This window comes from Streptomyces sp. NPDC048424 (genome assembly GCF_040651555.1).
GTDB lineage: Bacteria > Actinomycetota > Actinomycetes > Streptomycetales > Streptomycetaceae > Streptomyces.
Genome location: NZ_JBEZKE010000042.1, coordinates 1 through 19,748, shown reverse-complemented (window position 1 = coordinate 19,748; position 19,748 = coordinate 1). Strand labels below are relative to the sequence as shown.

Sequence of the window (19,748 nt, the reverse complement as noted above, 5' to 3'; positions counted from 1 at the left end):
TGTATGTCCGCGGCTGGAGTCTGCGGACCCCAGGCTAACGCGGCGGGCAGGGACGCTTCGCGTTCCGCAGCGGTACGGCTACTGCGCGGCGGCGGCGACCGGCGCGTCCATGAGGACCGTGCGCCGCGGGTTGGCCGTCTGCGTGGGCAGCTCGACGGAGTGTTCCGGGGTGGCCGGCGCCGCCTGCAGCTCTTCGGCGTCCTTGAGGTGCGCGAGGGTGGTGCGGCGGGGGTTGGCTATGTTGCGGAACATCATCGTCGTCTTCATGGGAGTTCGGGGTCCTCGGTTCGATCTGTGAGTGTCGGCTGTCGATGCACCAACCCTGGCGCCAACCCTTTAAGGGGCAAGGCTAAACATCTGAATCCCCCGCCGAACCAGGAAGTAATGGCCACGGCTATGTGAGTTTGCTCACCCGTGACCAGTCATTTCAGGCATAGCGGACAGTCAACTTCACCCGTCGAAACGGACATTGCGCCACTGAATGCGTCATTCCGCTCCTGATCATCAGGACTGGGACACCTTGCCAGCCTTGTTGTTTGGATGACGTAAGTCCGGTTTCTACCGAATGCGGTCGCACATCGCGTAGCGCGACCATCACGTGCCGTGACCGACTCTCCGGGCCGACACGCGCACCTTGTTGGAGATCCTCCACTGTGCTGGAATTCGCGGGACCGCCGCGGGAATCAGCCGGCGCGCAGGTGGCGCGACTCAGCGCCGAGCGCGGTGGCAAGGAGAGGGAGACGCGCCGGTCACCGACGACCACCATGGGGCCGCACGTGCCCCACGACTCGACACCGTCCCACCGGTCGCCCGGCGGGACGCCTGGTCCAGAGGTTGCGACGCTAGTGCAGGGACGATTCAAGAGGGATGGCAGCGCTGCGGCGGAGCAGGAGCCGCGCGGCGGGACCGACCGTGGCTCCTCGCCCCAGCACGCCCAGAACCGCGGGCCGGCTGTCGAGGGCGCAGGCCCCGACTCCTCCGCCGCGGTGAAGGCGAAGGGCCGTGGGAAGTCCGCGAAGGCCGGCAAGGCCAAGGCCGGGCCGGCTGAGCAGGACGTGGCGATACCGAAGGCCCCCAGTGGGCCCGGCTCTCGCCTCGCCATGCAGAACTGGCGCATCAGCACGCGACTCGTGTCGCTGCTGACCCTGCCTGTCGTCGCCGCCACCACGCTCGGTGGCTTCCGCATCAACGACTCGCTCAACGACATCGCGCAGCTGGAACACATGCAGCTGCTCACGACGATGACCCGGCAGGCCACCAACCTGGCCGCCATGCTCCAGGAGGAGCGCGACCTCTCCGCGGGTCCGCTCTCGCTCTCCAAGGGCAAGAGCACCAGCAGCGTCGACGGTGTCCGCCAGCAGACCGACACCGCCGCCAAGGCCTTCGCCGCCGCGACCGACAAGGTCGACAGCACGGGCGAGAAGGACGACACCCTCAAGTCGATCCGCAACAACGTGCTGCAGATCGGTCGTCAGATCGCGAACATCCAGACGGTCCGCGACAAGGCGTACGTCAACGGCGCCCAGCAGACCGTCAGCGAGTACAACGCGATGATCGTCTCGCTGCTCTCGCTCTCCCAGGACATGGCGCAGGCCACCTCCAACCCGGAGATGATCAAGCGTACGCGTGCCCTGGCGGCCTTCTCCGCCGCCAAGGAGTACGCCTCCATCCAGCGCGCGATCATCGCCGCCTCGCTCCCCGACACCTCGGAGAAGCAGGGTGAGCTGAAGGAGAACGACCGGCTCTACGCCCTCTCCGCGCAGAAGGGCGAGCAGCAGTCGAAGACCACCTTCGAGCTCGTCTACCAGGGCCGGACCGAGGAGCTCCTCGCCGGTCTGGGCGACAGCAACTCGGAGATCTCCACCGCCGACCACTACGCGCGCCGCGTGCTGGCCAGCCAGGACGCCTTCCTCCGCGAGAAGAACCGGTCCTGGCTGGACTGGTACGACGCCGACGGCACCAAGCTCCAGGCCATGAAGGTCATCGAGCTGACCCTGCTCGAGGAGATGGAGCAGAAGGCCCGCGAGCTGAAGAACGAGGCCCAGCAGGACGCCATCATCAACGGTGCCCTGATCCTCCTCGTCCTCGGTGTCTCCCTCGTCGGCGCCTTCGTCATGGCCCGCTCGATGATCCGCTCGCTGCGCCGCCTGCAGGACACCGCGACGCGGGTCGCCCAGGACCGGCTGCCCGAGCTCGTCAAGCAGCTGTCCGAGTCCGACCCGCAGGACGTGGACACGTCCGTGGAGTCGGTCGGTGTGCACACCCGCGACGAGATCGGCCAGGTGGCCGCGGCATTCGACGACGTGCACCGCGAGGCCGTCCGCCTCGCCGCCGAGCAGGCCCTCCTGCGAGGCAACGTCAACGCGATGTTCACCAACCTCTCGCGCCGCTCCCAGGGCCTCATCCAGCGTCAGCTGTCGCTCATCTCCGAACTGGAGTCGCGCGAGGCCGACCCTGACCAGCTCTCCTCGCTCTTCAAGCTCGACCACCTCGCGACCCGCATGCGCCGTAACGGCGAAAACCTCCTCGTCCTCGCGGGCGAGGAGCCGGGCCGCCGGTGGACGCGCCCCGTCCCGCTCGTCGACGTGCTCCGTGCCGCCGCCTCCGAGGTGGAGCAGTACGAGCGCGTCGAGCTGGCCTCGGTGCCCGGCACCGACGTCGCCGGCCGCGTCGTCAACGACCTCGTGCACGTGCTCGCCGAGCTGCTGGAGAACGCCACGTCGTTCTCCTCCCCGCAGACCAAGGTCAAGGTCACCGGTCACGCGCTGCCCGACGGCCGCGTGCTCGTCGAGATCCACGACACCGGTATCGGCCTCTCCCCCGAGGACCTCGCCGCGATCAACGAGCGGCTCGCGTCGCCGCCGACCGTGGACGTCTCCGTCTCCCGCCGCATGGGCCTGTTCGTGGTCGGCCGCCTGTCCCTGCGACACGGCATCCGCATCCAGCTGCGCCCGTCCGACTCGGGTGGTACGACGGCCCTCGTCATGCTGCCGGTGGACGTCGCCCAGGGCGGCAAGAAGCCGGGTCCGATGCCGGGCCAGGGCGGTCAGGGCGGCCCCGGTGGCGCCCAGGGTGCCCCCGGCGGTCAGGCTTCCGTGCCCGGTGCGGCCGCACGGCCGTCCGTGGGCGCGGGCCCGCAGCGCGGTCAGGTCGGTGCGGGCGGCCAGCGCGCCGCCCTCCCGGGCCGCGACGGCTCCGGTCAGCGTCCGCAGGGCCCGCAGGGCGGTCGGCCCCCGCAGCAGGGCGGCCCCGGTGCTCCCGGTGCCCGCCCGCAGCAGGGTCCGACCACCGCGGGCCAGGGCCAGGGTGCCTTCGGCGCCGGTGGCCCGCTGCCGGCCCGCGGTCCGGTCGCCAGTGCCGGATTCGGCGGCGGCCCGCAGGCCCGTCCGGCCCAGTCGCCCTCCGCGGCCGGTCCGTCCGGGTTCCCGCAGGGCAACGGCTTCGAGCGTCCGCAGCAGCCGCCGCAGCAGCAGGCCCAGCCTCAGCAGCAGCAGCAGCCGGCCCCGGGTCCGAACGGCGCCCGCCCGCAGCTGCCGCCGCGCGGCGGCGCCCCGCGTCCGGAGCTTCCCGGCCCGCAGACCACCAGCTGGGGCGCCGACCAAGCGCGCGGCCACGACGAGCTGTCGGGCCCCGGCTCGACGGCGGAGTTCGCCCGCCCGGACTTCAACGCCCCGATGCCGCAGGGCGACGGCCTGGCCGGCACGACCGGACAGTTCGAGCGTCCGGACGTGCGGGGCGCCGTGGACCCGTCCAGCACCGGACAGTTCGAGCGCCCGGGCTACCAGCCCCAGCGGCCCGGCGGCCCCGGTGTCGGCGGATTCGCCCGTCAGCCCCAGGCCCCGCAGCAGCCCCAGCCGCAGCACACGCAGCCGCAGCCTCCGCAGCCCGGCGCCGGGTACGCACCCGTACCGCCCGCGCGCCCGGAGACCCCGCGACTGCCGCAGGCTCACCGGCCGGAGGCGCTGCCGCCGGCCCAGAGCTCCGGCGACGGCCGCAGCCCGATCTTCGACACGCTCGAGTCGAACTGGTTCCGCGAGGAGGGGCAGCAGCCCCCCGCGCAGGGACCGGGCTCGGCGATGCCCCAGCAGGGTCAGCAGCAGTCCGCTCCGGCGGCCCCCGCGCCGCAGCAGCAGCTGCCGCAGCGCGGCCAGGAGTCCGCGGCCGAGCCCGCCGCGGCGGCGACCGGCAGCATGCCGACCGTCAGCTGGAAGTCCTCGCCGAACGACGAGCTGATGCGCCAGGCCGAGCGCGTGCGCCAGCCCGCGGCCGGCGGCATCACGACCTCGGGGCTGCCCCGCCGGGTCCCGCGGGCGAACCTCGTGGCCGGCACCGCGCAGCAGCAGGCCGAGGCACAGGCGGGTCCGCAGGTCTCGCGGGCGCCCGACGACGTCCGCGGCCGTCTGACCAACCTCCGACGCGGTATCCAGCAGGGCCGTCAGGCCGGCAACAACGGACCGGCGACCGGCAGTTACCACATCGACCCCACTTACCAGCAGGAGCGATAGTTGAGTTCGATGAGCCAGGCGGCACAGAACCTGAACTGGTTGATCACCAACTTCGTGGACAACACCCCCGGGGTGTCCCACACGGTGGTGGTCTCCGCCGACGGACTCCTTCTGGCGATGTCCGAAGGATTCCCCCGCGACCGCGCCGATCAGCTGGCGGCCGTGGCCTCCGGACTGACGTCGCTGACCGCCGGAGCCTCCCGCATCTTCGAGGGTGGCGCCGTCAACCAGACCGTGGTCGAGATGGACCGGGGATTCCTCTTCCTCATGTCCGTCTCGGACGGATCCTCGCTGGCCGTACTGGCGCACCCCGAGTGCGACATCGGCCTCGTGGGCTACGAGATGGCTCTTCTGGTGGATCGCGCGGGCAGTGTCCTCACCCCGGACCTGCGCGCCGAACTTCAGGGAAGCCTGCTCGGCTGACTTCCCCCCTCCCGGCCGGACGGTACTACCGGCCGGGAGACCGGGGCCCCGCCCCCGGAATCCAGTACCCCCGCCAGGCCGTCATACAGTCCCCCCCACCGGCCGCCCCGTCAGACGGCACGCTGACCACTGCTGTCCAGCCCGGAGGATCCATGACCCCGCCCCCCGCCTACCCCGATGCGTACGGAGATTCGTACTCGGAAGGCGATCAGCCGCTGGTGCGTCCGTACGCGATGACCGGCGGCCGGACCCGGCCCCGCTACCAGCTCGCCATCGAGGCACTGGTCAGCACCACCGCCGATCCGATGCACCTGTCCGGCCTGCTCCCGGAGCACCAGCGCATCTGCACCCTGTGCCGCGAGGTCAAGTCGGTCGCGGAGGTCTCCGCGCTGCTGTCGATGCCGCTCGGAGTCGCCCGGATCCTCGTCGCCGACCTGGCGGAGGCCGGAATGGTGGCCATCCACCAGCCGGGCAATGGAGAGGCCGGCGGCACGCCAGACGTAACGCTGCTCGAAAGGGTGCTCAGTGGCCTTCGGAACATCTAGCGGAGCGGCTCCTGCTCGCTCCACCACCTCCGCCAAGATCGTGGTGGCGGGCGGCTTCGGCGTGGGCAAGACCACGTTCGTCGGAGCCGTGTCCGAGATCAACCCGCTGCGCACCGAAGCCGTCATGACCTCCGCGAGCGCGGGGATCGACGACCTCACGCACACCGGTGACAAGACGACCACCACGGTCGCCATGGACTTCGGCCGCATCACCCTGGACCAGGACCTGATCCTGTACCTCTTCGGTACGCCGGGCCAGGACCGCTTCTGGTTCATGTGGGACGACCTCGTTCGCGGCGCCATCGGTGCCATCGTGCTCGTGGACACGCGCCGCCTCGCCGACTGCTTCCCCGCGGTCGACTACTTCGAGAACAGCGGCCTGCCCTTCGTCGTGGCCCTCAACGGCTTCGAGGGACACCAGCCGTACACGCCGGAGGAAGTCCGCGAGGCCTTGCAGATCGGCCCCGGCGCCCCCATCATCACGACGGACGCCCGCCACCGTGCGGACGCCAAGAGCGCGCTCATCACGCTCGTCGAGCACGCCCTCATGGCGCGTCTCAAGTAACACCACGCAGGCGGCCCGGCTCAAGCGGCACCACTCAAGTCCCACGGGTTCTTCACAACATGAGAGGGCGGGCTGTGTCATAGGACACGGCCCGCCCTCTCGGTTCATAACGTTTCGACAGACAATTGCCGCCAGTTGGCCACGGGGTGCGTTCGGTTGGTGCCGCTACGCGCACAACTCCCCCGATTTTTGCCGCAGGAAGCTCTTTATGTCCGATTTACGTGGGGCATAAGGATCTTGGAATGGCTGATTCCAACTGTTTGGAACACGGCCGTCAACCGTGCTGGAATTCAACGAACTAGCTAGTAGCACCGCCGGAAGGTTGTTGGTCGAGTGAGGCGAAGCAACGCAAGCCCCGCGGTTGAACCCGCGCGCGGCAACTTCACCCCGCCGCCGCGAGCGGCCGCGTCGCCCGTCGACGTGCCCGTGGAGCCACCCGCGCGTCCCGGGAGCACCAGCAGGTTCTCGCCCCGCAACTGGCGCGTGCCGACCCGCCTGAACGCGATCCTGCTCGTGCCGGCCCTCGTGGGCCTGGTCATGGGCGGCTTCCAGGTGAAGGGCTCCGTCGACCAGTGGAACGAGGCCAAGGACGCCGAGCAGATAGCCCGGGTCGTCCAGGCGGCCTCGGAGTACAGCCAGGCACTGCTCAACGAGCGTGACCTGACGGCCGAGCCCCTCCTGAACGGCCAGACCAACTCCGAGCAGGTCACCAAGGCGTACGCGGTCACCACCGGCGCCAAGGAGAAGTTCGACAAGGCCGTCCAGGACATGCCGAAGAACCAGGGCCTGGAGCGGCGCCTGGACCTCTTCCGGGCGGAAGAGCCCAAGCTGAAGGAAGTCCGCGAGAAGGCCTATCAGGTCGCCTTCGAGACCCCGAAGAAGAACCTCCCCTCCGCGGCCGGCCCCATCCCGACCGAAGAGGGCTACGTCGGGGTCGAGCACTACCTCATGCAGTTCTCCAACGAGCTCGGTCTCGGCACCGGCAACGTGACCTCGTACGGCCGCATGGTCTACGCGGTCGAGCTGGCCAAGGCGGCGAACTCGCTGCAGCGCTCCGTCGGCACCCACCTCCTGGTCCGTCCCAGCACGGACGAAAACATCCGCAAGGCCCAGCTGGTCGCCTTCTCCTCTTACGCCTACCTCGAGGAAATCGCCATCGGCGAGTACGTCGCGGCCGGTACCGAGGCGGACGTGAACCGCCTCAAGGAGGTCATGGGCAGGAAGTCGGACGAGGGCAAGGCCAAGCTCGCCGAGGCCAAGCACCAGGCCGAGCAGGCCGGTACCCGCTTCGTGCCGCCGCCCGCCCCCAACGGCAACCCGCTGCTCGGCATGACCGAGGCGATCGCCAGCGGCGAGAGCAAGAAGAAGCTCGCCGAGAACGGGACGAACCCCGTGTTCTGGCAGGCCGCCGCCACCGCCAAGTTCGACGGCTACGACGAGATCGAGAAGGAACTCCTCGACAAGGCCGTCAAGGACGCCGTCGCGGTCTCCGACGAGGCCCGCACCGACGCGATCGTCAACGGCGCCATCGTGGTCGTGTCCCTGCTCGCCGCCTTCATCATGGCCGGCCTCATGGCCCGCCAGATGGGCCGCGCGATGCGCCGCCTGCGCAGCTCGGCCTTCGACATCGCCGAGCAGCGCCTGCCGATGCTCGTCGACCAGCTCTCGCGCACCGATCCGGGCAAGGTCGACACCCGGGTCCATCCGATCCCGATCGACTCCCAGGACGAGATCGGCGAGGTCGCCCGCGCCTTCGACCAGGTCCACCGGGAAGCCGTACGGCTCGCCGCCGAGCAGGCTCTCCTGCGGGGCAACGTCAACGCGATCTTCACGAACCTCTCCATGCGCAACCAGTCGCTGATCGAGGGCCAGCTGACCCTCATCACCGACCTGGAGAACAACGAGGCCGACCCGGACCAGCTGGAGAACCTCTTCCGCCTGGACCACCTGGCCACCCGCATGCGCCGCAACGGCGAGAACCTCCTCATCCTCGCGGGTGAGGAGCCGGGCCGCCGCTGGGACCAGCCGGTGCCCCTCGTCGACGTACTGCGCGCCGCCTCCTCCGAGGTGGAGCAGTACGAGCGCATCGAGCTCTCGGGCGTCTCCGAGGCCGAGATCCACGGCCAGGCCGTGACCGACCTCGTGCACCTGCTCGCCGAGCTCCTGGAGAACGCCACCACGTTCTCCTCCCCGCAGACCAAGGTCCGCGTGAACGCGACCCGTCTGCCCGACGGCCGCGTGATGGTCGAGATCCACGACAAGGGCATCGGCCTCACCGCCGAGGACTTCGCGGACATCAACCACAAGCTGGCCAACCCGCCGACCGTGGACGCCGCGATCTCGCAGCGCATGGGTCTGTTCGTGGTCGGCCGGCTGGCGGACCGCCACAGCATCCGCGTCCAGCTGCGCCCCTCGGGCGAGGCCGCCGGCACCACCTCGCTGGTCATGCTCCCCGACGCCATCACCCACGGTGGCGGTGGCGAGGGCGTACCGGACGACGACTTCACGGTCTCCCAGATCATCCCGGAGCAGAAGGCCCAGCAGGCCGCCCCGCTGCGCACCGCCGCCGAGCTCGGCTTCGACGACTCGCGGTACGACCAGCAGGGCGCCGACGGCCTCCCCGCCGACCCGGTCGGCCGGTCCCTGGGACAGCAGGAGCGCCGGGCCGCGTTGGCGGCCCAGGTGAGCTTCCCGCAGGACCAGCAGCAGTACGCCGACCCGGGCACCCAGGATTATCCGGAACCACAGCCGGAGCACGGGTACCAGGAGTACCAGGGCTTCGAGCAGCAGTCCGGGCAGGCCTACGACACCTCCTACGAGGCGCAGCAGGGTCAGCAGGGCTACGAGGCGTACCCGCAGCAGGACTACGGTTATACGGAAGACGGCTACCCGGACCAGCAGCCGGCCACTCAGGGCTACGACAGCGGCTACGAAGCCCGGGCGGAGCAGGCCGAGTGGCCCGATCAGAACACGTATCCGGCTGCCTACCAGCAGGATTACGGGACCGAATCGGAATCCCAGGCCGTCCCCGAACCGGCTCCGGAACGCGTAGGCTTCGACCGTCCGGGCGCCGCTGCCGACACCGGTCACGTGATGACCGGAGCGGGCCTGCCGCGCCGCGGCAGCCAGCAGCAGTGGCAGCCGGCACAGCAGGAAGCGGAGTCCACCGGATCCCTCTTCGAACAGCGGTCGCCGCGTCAGCAGCCCGCCGTTCCGGAACAGGCGAAGGAAGGCGGCACCGACTGGCGCTCGGGTAACGACGAGCGCTGGCAGCAGGCCGCCAAACTCCGTGAGCCGAAGGCGGGCGGGGTCACCCCGTCCGGTCTCCCTCGGCGCGTGCCCAAGGCCAACCTGGTCGAGGGCGCGGCGGAGACGACCCCGCAGGGCGGCCCCCAGGTCTCCCGCGCTCCGGAGGACGTCCGCGGCAGGTTGAGCAACCTGCGGCGAGGTGTCCAGCAGGGACGCAGCGCGGGTTCTGAGCAGTCAAGTAACAGCTATGACCAGGAGCGTTAGTGTGAGCCCGATGAGCCAGGCGGCACAGAACCTGAACTGGTTGATCACCAACTTCGTGGACAACACCCCAGGGGTGTCCCACACCGTGGTGGTCTCCGCCGACGGCCTTCTTCTGGCGATGTCCGACGGGTTTCCGCGCGACCGCGCCGATCAGCTGGCGGCCGTGGCCTCCGGTCTGACGTCGCTGACCGCCGGAGCCTCCCGCATCTTCGAGGGTGGCGCCGTCAACCAGACCGTGGTCGAGATGGACCGGGGATTCCTCTTCCTCATGTCCGTCTCGGACGGATCGTCCCTCGCGGTGCTCGCGCACCCCGAGTGCGACATCGGCCTCGTGGGCTACGAGATGGCCCTTCTGGTGGATCGTGCGGGCAGTGTCCTCACCCCGGACTTGCGCGCCGAGCTGCAGGGAAGTCTTCTCAACTAGCAGACAGGCAGTGCGTTTCGCGCCATCGCACCATAGGGTGCGGTGGCGCGGTTACACAGGGAGTACTGCGTACTTGGAGTCGGAGGAGGAAACGTGACAACACCCGGAGGACATCCTTATGGCGGCGCGCAGCAGCCGCAGGGTGGGCACGACCAGAACCGCTTCAACTTCCCCTCCACGCCCAGCCGGCCCGTGCCGGAGCAGAACCCGTACCAGCAGCAGCCGTACGGACAGCCCCAGCAGCCTCAGCACCAGATGCCCCAGCAGCAGCCTCCGCGCGCCGCTCGGCAGCCGGCGCCGAAGGCCCACAACCCGCTGGTGCGCCCGTACGCGATGACCGGCGGCCGTACCCGGCCGCGCTACCAGCTCGCCATCGAGGCGCTGGTCAGTACCACGGCCGATCCCGCGCGTCTGCAAGGGCAGTTGCCCGAGCACCAGCGCATCTGCCGCCTGTGCCAGGAGATCAAATCCGTCGCGGAGATCTCGGCACTTCTCTCCATTCCTCTTGGTGTCGCCCGCATCCTCGTCGCCGACCTGGCGGAGGCGGGCCTTGTCGCCATTCACCAGCCCGGCGGCGACGAGTCTGCCGGTGGCCAGCCTGATGTGACACTGCTCGAAAGGGTGCTCAGTGGACTTCGCAAGCTCTAACGGCGGAGCGGCTCCTGCTCGCTCCACCACCTCCGCGAAGATCGTGGTGGCGGGCGGCTTCGGCGTGGGCAAGACCACGTTCGTCGGAGCCGTGTCCGAGATCAACCCGCTGCGCACCGAAGCCGTCATGACGAGCGCCTCCGCCGGCATCGACGACCTCACCCACACCGGTGACAAGACGACCACCACGGTCGCCATGGACTTCGGCCGCATCACCCTGGACCAGGACCTGATCCTGTACCTCTTCGGTACGCCGGGCCAGGACCGCTTCTGGTTCATGTGGGACGACCTCGTCCGGGGCGCCATCGGCGCCGTCGTGCTCGTGGACACGCGCCGTCTCGCCGACTGCTTCCCCGCGGTCGACTACTTCGAGAACAGCGGCCTGCCCTTCGTCATCGCCCTCAACGGCTTCGACGGGCACCAGCCGTACACGCCGGAGGAAGTCCGCGAGGCCCTGCAGATCGGCCCGGACGCCCCCATCATCACCACGGACGCCCGCCACCGCGCGGACGCCAAGAGCGCGCTCATCACGCTCGTCGAGCACGCCCTCATGGCGCGCCTGCGGTAGCGGTCGCGTTCCGCAGCATCCGAAAGGCCCCCGTGTCACACGACGCGGGGGCCTTCGGCGTGGGCGGGCCCGGCCGTACGCGAGGGCCCCGGCGGGACAGACCGTACGGGACGGCCCCCGCGCCCCGGACCGGGTACGCGCAAGGCCCCGCACCCGGAAGGGGTGCGGGGCCTTGCGCCGGGCTCGGGACTCAGCCCTGCCAGCTGTGCGGGGCGCGGAAGCCCGGGGTGCGCTCCAGACGGCGCCAGCCGGCCTGGCGGGGCGTGCGGACCGCGGTCTCCTCGGGGGTGGCGGCGGCGCGGGCGAGCAGGATCGCGGTGATCGCGGCCAGCTCCTCGGGCGCGGCGTTGCCCTTTTCGACGCGCAGCAGGGTGTCGGTGGCGGTGGTCATGGGGTGGCAGGTCTCCTTCGCGGTTACTGCGGCGGGTTGCCGTGCTTGCGGGACGGCAGATCGGCGTGCTTGTTGCGGAGCATCGCGAGGGCGCTCACGAGCACCTCGCGGGTCTCGGCGGGGTCGATGACGTCGTCGACGAGGCCGCGCTCGGCCGCGTAGTACGGGTGCATCAGTTCGGCCTTGTACTCCTTGACCATGCGGACGCGCATGGCCTCGGGGTCCTCGGCGTCCGCGATCTGCTTGCGGAAGATGACGTTGGCCGCGCCCTCGGCGCCCATGACGGCGATCTCGTTGGTGGGCCAGGCGTAGGTGAGGTCGGCGCCGATGGACTGGGAGTCCATGACGATGTACGCGCCGCCGTAGGCCTTGCGCAGGATCAGCGAGATCCGCGGGACGGTGGCGTTGCAGTACGCGTACAGCAGCTTGGCGCCGTGGCGGATGATGCCGCCGTGCTCCTGGTCGACGCCCGGCAGGAAGCCGGGGACGTCCAGCAGGGTGACGATCGGGATGTTGAAGGCGTCGCACATCTGGACGAAGCGCGCGGCCTTCTCGGAGGCCTCGATGTCCAGGACACCGGCGAGGTGGCCGGGCTGGTTGGCGACGATGCCGACGACCTGGCCGTTCATCCGGGCCAGGGCGCAGATGATGTTGCGGGCCCAGCGCTCGTGGACCTCCAGGACGTCGCCCTCGTCGACGATCTCCTCGATGACCTTGAGCATGTCGTACGGGCGGTTGCCGTCGGCGGGCACCAGGTCCAGCAGGACCTCGCTGCGGCGGTCCGCGGGGTCGCTCGTCTCGTGGACGGGCGGGTTCTCGCGGTTGTTGGAGGGCAGCATCGAGATGAGGTAGCGGACCTCGGAGATGCAGGTCTCCTCGTCGTCGTACGCGAAGTGCGCGACGCCCGAGGTCTCGGCGTGCACGTCGGCGCCGCCGAGGCCGTTCTGGGTGATCTCCTCGCCGGTCACCGCGCGGACCACGTCCGGGCCGGTGATGAACATCTGCGAGGTCTCCCGGACCATGAAGACAAAGTCCGTGAGGGCCGGGGAGTACGCGGCGCCGCCGGCGCACGGGCCCAGCATGACCGAGATCTGCGGGATGACGCCCGAGGCCTTGGTGTTGCGCTGGAAGATGCCGCCGTAGCCGGCGAGGGCGGAGACGCCCTCCTGGATGCGGGCGCCGGCGCCGTCGTTCAGGGAGACCAGCGGGGCACCGGCCGCGATGGCCATGTCCATGATCTTGTGGATCTTCGTGGCGTGGGCCTCGCCCAGGGCGCCGCCGAAGATGCGGAAGTCGTGCGCGTAGACGAAGACCGTGCGGCCCTCGACCGTGCCCCAGCCGGTGATGACGCCGTCGGTGTAGGGCTTCTTGGTCTCCAGGCCGAACCCGGTCGCCCGGTGGCGGCGGAGCTGTTCGACCTCCTTGAAGGAACCTTCGTCGAGGAGCAGCGCGATGCGCTCGCGGGCGGTCAGCTTGCCCTTGGCGTGCTGGGTCTCGGTCGCGCGGTCACTGGGGCCGCGCCGCGCCTGCTCGCGCAGGGAGTGCAGCTCGGCCACGCGCCCACGGGCGTCCGTCGGCTCGCTCGGGGTCTGGTCCACAACGGTCATGTACCGACCTTACGAAGATCGCGATGAAAAACCTCCGTTCATTCCGCACAGTCTCGGGAGTCTTCCGCTGTGTGGCCCGCACAGTACGACCGGAGGATGTAGGGACTCCGCCAGACGGGACCGCCGTCCTTTGTGGGATCTTCACAAAATGACCTGACACCCCGCCTAGATGTTGAAATTTGAACGGAATGGGTCTAGCGTCATTCCCGTCGAAGTCGTTGAAGTTTCAACAGTCTCTCGACCGAGTCATCCGAGCGAACCACCCCCCACAGAGGAGCAGGCCATGGGTCTCTTCAACCGCCGCAGCCAGACCACCGACCACCAGAACGCCGGCGCCGCCGTGACCACCCTGGACGTGGACCCGGCGCTCGCCGCCCTCACCGGCGACTACGTCATCGACGCCGCCCACAGCAGCATCGGCTTCACCGTCCGCCACGCCATGGTCACCAACGTCCGCGGCTCCTTCGCGGAGCACGAGGGCACCCTGCACCTGGACGGCGCCGACCCGGCCCGCTCCAGCGCCTCCATCGACGTCAAGATCCCCTCGGTGAGCACCGGCATCGCCGACCGCGACGCCCACCTGCTGGGCAGCGACTTCTTCGACGCCGAGCTCTTCCCGCTGATGACCTTCCGGTCCACCGAGGCGCGCGCGCTCGGCGGGGACGCGTACCGCATCACCGGCGAGCTGACGATCAAGGACGTCACCCGGCCGCTCTCCATCGACCTGGAGTTCACGGGTTCCGCCAAGGACGTCTACGGCAACGAGCGCGTCGGCTTCGAGGGCTCCGCCCAGATCCTGCGCTCCGACTGGGGCCTCACCTGGAACGCCGCGCTGGAGGCCGGCGGTGTCATGGTCAGCGACAAGGTGAAGCTGACCTTCGACATCTCGGCCATCAAGCAGGGCTGACCGGTAGGATCCGGCACACCCGGGGGCGGCCAGGCCCTCCAGGCCTAGAAGCCGCCCCCGCCGTCGAATCCGCCGCCCCCGTCGAATCCGCCACCGCCGCCGAAGTCCCCGCCGCCGAAGTCGGACGGGTTGAAGTCGGCCCCGGAGACGTCCCCGCCGTCGAAGCCGCCGCCCATGCCGCCGCCGAGGTCCGAGGCGTAGGCCGGGCTGGACATCATCGAACCGAGCATCGTGCCCACCAGCAGGCCGGGCAGGATGCCGCCGCCGAAGTAGCCGCCGGCCCAGGGACCGTACGCCGGGCCGGCGTCGTAGTACGGCCGCGGCCCGTGCTCGGTGTCGACCGTGCGGACCGCCGGGTCCAGGCCGTCGCGCAGGCGTACGGCGTCCGCCGCGCAGACGGGCACGGTACGGGCCGCCCCGCCGGCCGGAGCCCAGTCGGCGTCCTCGGTGCTCGGCCCGTGGCGCGGGTCGAAGAAGCAGGGCGAGCGGCGCTCGGGCACCGGCTCCCCCTGCCTGCGTGCGTCCAGACAGGCCAGGGCGTACCGGCCGTCCTCCAGGGCCTGGGTCACGCCCTTGACCTCTTCCGGGTACTGCACCGAGCCCATGATCTGCTTGGCCTTGTCGTACGAGTCGAGCCCCTGCTCGTAGTCCTTGCGCATGGCGTCGTCGGCGCCGGGTTCGGCGGGATGGAAGTCGAGCCGCTCGAGCTCCTCGCCGAAGGCCGTGATGTCCTCGTCGACGACCACACTGAGGCGCTCCAGGGCCTCGCGCCGGGCCTCTTCCTTCTTCTTCCGGTTGCGGCGGACGAGCGCGTACGCCCCGCCGCCGCCGATCACGGCCACCGCACCGAGGGCGATCAGCCCGCCGACCGGAGCGCCGGCCTCGGGGCCCGTGGTGCCCCAGGAGGCCGGGGCGCTGCCCTTGGCCTGGCTCAGGGCCTGGTCGACGAAGTTGTCGAGCTGGGTCGCCGCGTCGGGCGTCCCCACCTTCACGGCGTCGGTCAGGTTGCGCACGGCGTTGGCCGGCATGACCGACTGGTCGGCGCGGGCGCTGAAGCCGTCGCCGAGCCGGATCGCGTAGAGCCCGGTGATGCCGGTCTCGGCCCGGACGGCACCGAACACCTTGTCGGCGGGGAACTCGCTCGTGGCGGGAAGCACGGCGACGAACACCGGCTTCCCGGCGTCCTTGATCTTCTTCGCGAGCGCGTCGGCCTCGGCCTGCGACAGCTGTGCCCGCGCCCCCGGGTCCACGTAGACGGGCCCCTCCTTGAGTGCCTCCCCCACGGCGGCGACCCCGGTCGCCGCCGACGCCTGCGGGGCGAGCGCGAGCGCGGTCCCCGACAGGCCCAGCAGCAGACCGGCCAGCACTGATCCAAGACGTACGGATATAAGCCTGGTCCTCATACGGACGACGCTACCCGAACCCGGACTCTCCTGTGTGAGCAGGACATAAGGCCGCCACGGGGCTACTCGGCCGGTTCGACCCCCGCGTGGAGGAGGCCGTACGTGAACGCGTCCTCCAGGGCCTGCCAGGAGGCGGCGATCACGTTCGGGGCGACGCCGACCGTGGACCACTCGCGGACGCCGTCCGTCGTGGCGACCAGCACGCGGGTCGTGGACTCCGTGCCGTGCGTGCCCTCCAGGATGCGGACCTTGTAGTCGACCAGCTCGAACTTGGCCAGCTGCGGGTAGAACCGCTCCAGCGCCACCCGCAGCGCCCGGTCCAGCGCGTTGACGGGGCCGTTGCCCTCGGCCGTCGCGACGATCCGCTCGCCCTTCGCCCACAGCTTGACCGTGGCCTCGTTGGCGTGGGTGCCGTCCGGGCGGTCCTCGACGATCGCCCGCCAGGACTCGATGCGGAAGTACTTGCGGGCCCGGCCCTCGGCCTCGGCGCGCAGCAGCAGCTCGAAGGAGGCGTCGGCGGCCTCGTACGTGTAGCCCTTGAGCTCCCGCTCCTTGACCCGCTCCACGACCCGGGAGATCAGCGCGCGGTCCCCGCCGAGCTCGACGCCGAGCTCCTTGCCCTTGAGCTCGATGGAGGCGCGGCCGGCCATGTCGGAGACCAGCATCCGCATGGTGTTGCCGACCCGCTCGGGGTCGATGTGCTGGTAGAGGTCCGGGTCGACCTTGATGGCCGAGGCGTGCAGGCCCGCCTTGTGCGCGAAGGCGGAGACGCCGACGTACGGCTGATGCGTGGAGGGGGTGAGGTTCACGACCTCGGCGATGGCGTGCGAGATGCGGGTCATCTCGGCGAGCGCTCCTTCGGGGAGCACCTTGCGCCCGTACTTGATCTCCAGGGCGGCGACGACGGGGAAGAGGTTCGCGTTGCCGACGCGCTCGCCGTAGCCGTTGGCCGTGCACTGGACGTGCGTGGCGCCCGCGTCCACGGCGGCCAGGGTGTTGGCGACGGCGCAGCCGGTGTCGTCCTGGGCGTGGATGCCCAGGCGGGCGCCGGTGTCGGCGAGGACGGTGGCGACGGTGGCGGTCACCTGGGCGGGCAGCATGCCGCCGTTGGTGTCGCAGAGGATGACCACGTCGGCGCCGGCCTCGTGGGCGGTGCGGACGACGGCCTTGGCGTACTCGGCGTTGGCCCGGTAGCCGTCGAAGAAGTGCTCGCAGTCGACGAAGACGCGGCGGCCCTGGCCGACCAGGTGGGAGACGGTGTCCCGGACCATCTCCAGGTTCTCGTCCAGGGTGGTGCGCAGGGCGAGTTCGACGTGGCGGTCGTGGGACTTGGCGACGAGCGTGATCACGGGGGCGCCGGACTCCAGCAGGGCCCGCACCTGCGGGTCCGCGGCGGCCGTGCCGCCCGCCCGGCGGGTGGCGCCGAAGGCGACCAGCTGGGCGTTCTTGAAGTCGATCTCGGCGCGTGCCCGGGCGAAGAACTCGGTGTCACGGGGGTTGGCGCCGGGCCAGCCGCCCTCGATGAAGCCCACTCCGAAGTCGTCCAGGTGCCGGGCGATCGTCAGCTTGTCGGCGACCGTGAGGTTGATGCCCTCGCGCTGGGCGCCGTCGCGCAGGGTGGTGTCGAAGACGTGGAAGCTGTCGTCCAGGCCCCCTGAGCGCACAGTTGCCGCCTCTGGTGTCGTCGTCATGCTGATCTGACTCCTGTCGGATGAGTGGTTCCGGATGCCCGCCAAAGGGGCAGGCCGCCGTCACTGCCCCCATCATCGCGCGCGGTCCGGTCCCGGTTCGGATGGTCCGGGAAACGAAAAAACCTCTCGCGGGTAGCGAGAGGTCTGCGCGCGGGTCCGAGGCACGGTGGCCGCTTCCGCGAAGTTCTTCCGCGGTTCAGCGGCCACTGGGGACCGGCGCGCTGCTGGCGATAATCATGAGCTGAGCAGGCACGCTGGCAGTGTGCCACACCGCTCGCCGCGGATGGACGGGGATCTCAGCATGCGGGCACCTCGGCCGGCGGGCCCGCTCGGACCCGCCCGTGGCCCGGTGCAGCGCCGTCGCGGGGGCGCCGCCCCTAGCCCCCGCGCCTCAAACGCCGGCGGGGCTGAGGGTGTGCGGGGCTGAGACTGCTACGACCGAAGCGACAAGGTGTCCGTCAGGAACTCGCGGACGTGATCGAGGATGGCCATCCTGTCGAGGGTCGGCAGACCCACCGCCAGCTGGATGCTGAACCCGTCGAGCAGGGCCCGGATGCGGGTCGCCACGCGGTCGGCGTCCACCGGGCGGAACTCACCGCGCGAGATGCCCTCGGCGAGCAGGGCCACCAGGTCGCGGTGCCAGGCGCCCTCGATGGCCGCCTGCCGCTCGCGCTCCTGGGGGCCGGCGTTCTGGGAGCGGTTCCAGACCTCCAGCCACAGCGTCCAGTGCGGGTCGCGGGCCTGCGTGGGCACGTAGAGGTCGACGTACGCGCGCAGGCGCTCGGCGACCGGGCCGCGCCGGGAGAGCAGGGCCCGCCGCTCGCTGCCCAGTGCCGCCTCGCTCCACTCCAGGGTCTGCAGCAGGAGCTCGTCCTTGCTGCGGAAGTAGTAGAGGAGGTGGCCGCTGCTCATGCCGACCTCGCGGCCCAGACCCGCCATGGTCAGGCCTTCCAGGCCGCGCTCGGCGATCGTGGCCATGGCGGCGACGAGTACGTCCTCGCGCGGGGGCGCGTTCTTGCGCGCCGCCCGTACCGGTACTCCACCCGCCACCATGGGCCCACTCCTCGTTCGTTTCCCGAAGGTCAGACCTTCGGCTGCTGCTGGGTGATGCAGTGGATACCGCCACCCCCGGCGAAAATCGTACGTGCGTCAACGAGTGTCACGGTCCGCTCGGGGAACAGTCCGCGGAAGATCTCCGCCGCTTCCTCGTCGCGCGGGTCGTCGAAGGAGCACAGCACCACGCCGCCGTTGCACAGGTAGTGGTTGATGTACGAGTAGTCGACCCACTCCCCGTCCTCCTCCAGCACGGTCGGCGCGGGGATCTCCACGACCTCCAGCTGCCGGCCCCGCGCGTCGGTGGAGGCGCGCAGGATGGCGGCGATGGTCTTGCAGCGCTCGTGGTCCGGGTGGGCCGGGTCGGGCTGGCTGTGGACCATGACGACGCCGGGGCGGGCGAAGGCGGCGACGATGTCGACGTGGCCCTGGGTGCCGTAGGTGCCGTAGTCGCCGGCCAGGCCGTACGGCAGCCAGATCGCCTTGGTGGTGCCGAGGTGGGCGTGGATCTCCGCCTCGACCTGCTGACGGGTCCAGCCGGGGTTGCGGCCCTCGCCCAGCTGCACGGTGTCGGTGAGGAGCACGGTGCCCTCGCCGTCGACGTGGACGGCGCCGCCCTCGTTGACGAGCGCGGTGCTGTACGTACGGGTGCCGGCCACGTCCGAGACGTGCCGGGCGATCTTCGAGTCGTGGTCCCAGCGGGCCCACTCCTGGGCGCCCCAGCCGTTGAAGGTCCAGTCGACGGCCGCGATCTCGCCGGCGTCATTGGTGACGAAGGTCGGGCCGATGTCGCGCATCCAGGCGTCGTCGAGTTCCTGCTCGACCAGCTGTACGTCGTCGCCGACGATCGCGCGGGCGCTCTCGGCGTCGCCGGGCGAGACGACCAGGGTCACGGGCTCGTACGAACGGACCGCGCGGGCGACGGCGCCCCAGGCCTCGCGGGCCTCGGCGAGCTCCTGCTCGTTGGTGAAGGTCGGGTTGGGGCTCGGCCAGGCCATCCAGGTGCGCTCGTGGGGCGTCCACTCGGCGGGCATCCGGAAGCCGTCGTTCGCGGGCTTGGCGGGCTGTGCAGTCATGGCAGGGGTCCTAACGGGCTTACGGACTGTGCTCTTACAAGAAGTACAGGCGGTTGAGGGAGACCGACTCGGCGGCTTCGGAGCGCAGCGGTTCCCCGTCGAGGGAGACGAGCCCGCTGCGCGCGTCCACATCGACCGCGCCCACCCGGGAGTTGAGGAGGAGGTCCTTGGGGCCGATGCCGCGGGTGCCGCGGACGGCGACCCGGCGCCGGCGGGTCGGCATCTCGTCGGAGCCGAGCGCGGCGGCCGCGGCGGAGACGAAGGCGACGGAGATGTCGGCCGCGGTGGCCCCGTACGAACCGAACTGCGGGCCGAGCACCAGCGGTTCGCAGGTGTCGGTGGCGGCGTTGGGGTCGCCGGTGACTCCGTACGCGGGGAAGCCGGACTTGAGGACGAGTTGGGGCTTGGCGCCGAAGAACGCGGGGCGCC

16 protein-coding genes and 1 pseudogene are annotated in these 19,748 nt (G+C 70.5%); 9 read left to right on the top strand and 8 right to left on the bottom strand.

Going from position 1 to position 19,748, the window contains the following annotated elements:
- Positions 1-78: 78 nt before the first annotated feature.
- Positions 79-267 (bottom strand): hypothetical protein, encoded by a 189-nt coding sequence (locus AB0D29_RS35110; protein ID WP_362859859.1) that lies wholly within the window; start codon positions 265-267, stop codon positions 79-81.
- Between the two features lie 578 nt (positions 268-845).
- Here AB0D29_RS35110 and AB0D29_RS35105 point away from each other — a divergent pair.
- The 8 genes from AB0D29_RS35105 to AB0D29_RS35070 all read left to right on the top strand — a co-directional run bounded on the left by AB0D29_RS35105 (position 846) and on the right by AB0D29_RS35070 (position 11,191).
- Entirely contained in the window at positions 846-4,505 is a 3,660-nt protein-coding gene (locus AB0D29_RS35105; protein ID WP_362859858.1) for a nitrate- and nitrite sensing domain-containing protein, read from the top strand.
- Between the two features lie 9 nt (positions 4,506-4,514).
- Positions 4,515-4,928: a roadblock/LC7 domain-containing protein gene (locus AB0D29_RS35100; RefSeq protein ID WP_030708442.1), complete on the top strand. Its 414-nt coding sequence runs from the start codon at positions 4,515-4,517 to the stop codon at positions 4,926-4,928.
- Between the two features lie 152 nt (positions 4,929-5,080).
- Positions 5,081-5,473 (top strand): DUF742 domain-containing protein, encoded by a 393-nt coding sequence (locus AB0D29_RS35095; protein ID WP_030037344.1) that lies wholly within the window; start codon positions 5,081-5,083, stop codon positions 5,471-5,473.
- The gene (locus tag AB0D29_RS35090; protein WP_266605322.1) at positions 5,454-6,038 is read left to right on the top strand and encodes an ATP/GTP-binding protein; all 585 of its coding nucleotides are present in this window, start codon (positions 5,454-5,456) and stop codon (positions 6,036-6,038) included. The genes AB0D29_RS35095 and AB0D29_RS35090 overlap by 20 nt, the downstream gene beginning before the upstream one ends.
- A 333-nt stretch (positions 6,039-6,371) precedes the next feature.
- Complete coding sequence (locus tag AB0D29_RS35085; RefSeq protein WP_362859857.1) at positions 6,372-9,551, top strand: nitrate- and nitrite sensing domain-containing protein; 3,180 nt, start codon at positions 6,372-6,374, stop codon at positions 9,549-9,551.
- 10 nt (positions 9,552-9,561) lie between these two features.
- Positions 9,562-9,975: a roadblock/LC7 domain-containing protein gene (locus AB0D29_RS35080; protein WP_030037347.1), complete on the top strand. Its 414-nt coding sequence runs from the start codon at positions 9,562-9,564 to the stop codon at positions 9,973-9,975.
- A 93-nt stretch (positions 9,976-10,068) separates the two neighbouring features.
- Positions 10,069-10,623 (top strand): DUF742 domain-containing protein, encoded by a 555-nt coding sequence (locus AB0D29_RS35075; protein ID WP_362859856.1) that lies wholly within the window; start codon positions 10,069-10,071, stop codon positions 10,621-10,623.
- Positions 10,604-11,191: an ATP/GTP-binding protein gene (locus AB0D29_RS35070; protein WP_073911148.1), complete on the top strand. Its 588-nt coding sequence runs from the start codon at positions 10,604-10,606 to the stop codon at positions 11,189-11,191. The genes AB0D29_RS35075 and AB0D29_RS35070 overlap by 20 nt, the downstream gene beginning before the upstream one ends.
- Before the next feature lie 190 nt (positions 11,192-11,381).
- On the opposite strand, the gene AB0D29_RS35065 is transcribed toward AB0D29_RS35070, so the two are convergent.
- Both AB0D29_RS35065 and AB0D29_RS35060 read right to left on the bottom strand, forming a co-directional pair.
- A complete protein-coding gene (locus AB0D29_RS35065; protein ID WP_351287646.1) occupies positions 11,382-11,582 on the bottom strand; it encodes an acyl-CoA carboxylase subunit epsilon in 201 nt (66 codons plus the stop codon).
- 23 nt (positions 11,583-11,605) lie between these two features.
- Positions 11,606-13,189, bottom strand: coding sequence for an acyl-CoA carboxylase subunit beta (locus tag AB0D29_RS35060; protein WP_362859855.1), 1,584 nt, complete (start codon positions 13,187-13,189; stop codon positions 11,606-11,608).
- A gap of 283 nt (positions 13,190-13,472) precedes the next feature.
- Here AB0D29_RS35060 and AB0D29_RS35055 point away from each other — a divergent pair, with 283 nt between their 5' ends.
- Positions 13,473-14,096, top strand: a complete 624-nt coding sequence (locus tag AB0D29_RS35055; protein ID WP_362859854.1) for a YceI family protein — start codon at positions 13,473-13,475, stop codon at positions 14,094-14,096.
- 44 nt (positions 14,097-14,140) lie between these two features.
- Here AB0D29_RS35055 and AB0D29_RS35050 read toward each other — a convergent pair whose 3' ends face one another.
- The 5 genes and pseudogenes from AB0D29_RS35050 to AB0D29_RS35030 all read right to left on the bottom strand — a co-directional run.
- The gene (locus AB0D29_RS35050; protein WP_362859853.1) at positions 14,141-15,499 is read right to left on the bottom strand and encodes a hypothetical protein; all 1,359 of its coding nucleotides are present in this window, start codon (positions 15,497-15,499) and stop codon (positions 14,141-14,143) included.
- 62 nt (positions 15,500-15,561) lie between these two features.
- Entirely contained in the window at positions 15,562-17,190 is a 1,629-nt protein-coding gene (gene cimA, locus AB0D29_RS35045; RefSeq protein ID WP_362859852.1) for a citramalate synthase, read from the bottom strand.
- 432 nt (positions 17,191-17,622) lie between these two features.
- Positions 17,623-18,243, bottom strand: a complete 621-nt coding sequence (locus AB0D29_RS35040) for a TetR/AcrR family transcriptional regulator (RefSeq protein WP_362859850.1) — start codon at positions 18,241-18,243, stop codon at positions 17,623-17,625.
- 29 nt (positions 18,244-18,272) lie between these two features.
- Positions 18,273-19,319, bottom strand: a complete 1,047-nt coding sequence (locus AB0D29_RS35035; RefSeq protein ID WP_362859849.1) for an agmatine deiminase family protein — start codon at positions 19,317-19,319, stop codon at positions 18,273-18,275.
- A gap of 34 nt (positions 19,320-19,353) precedes the next feature.
- A pseudogene (locus tag AB0D29_RS35030) lies at positions 19,354-19,748 on the bottom strand (urease subunit alpha); the annotation flags it as partial.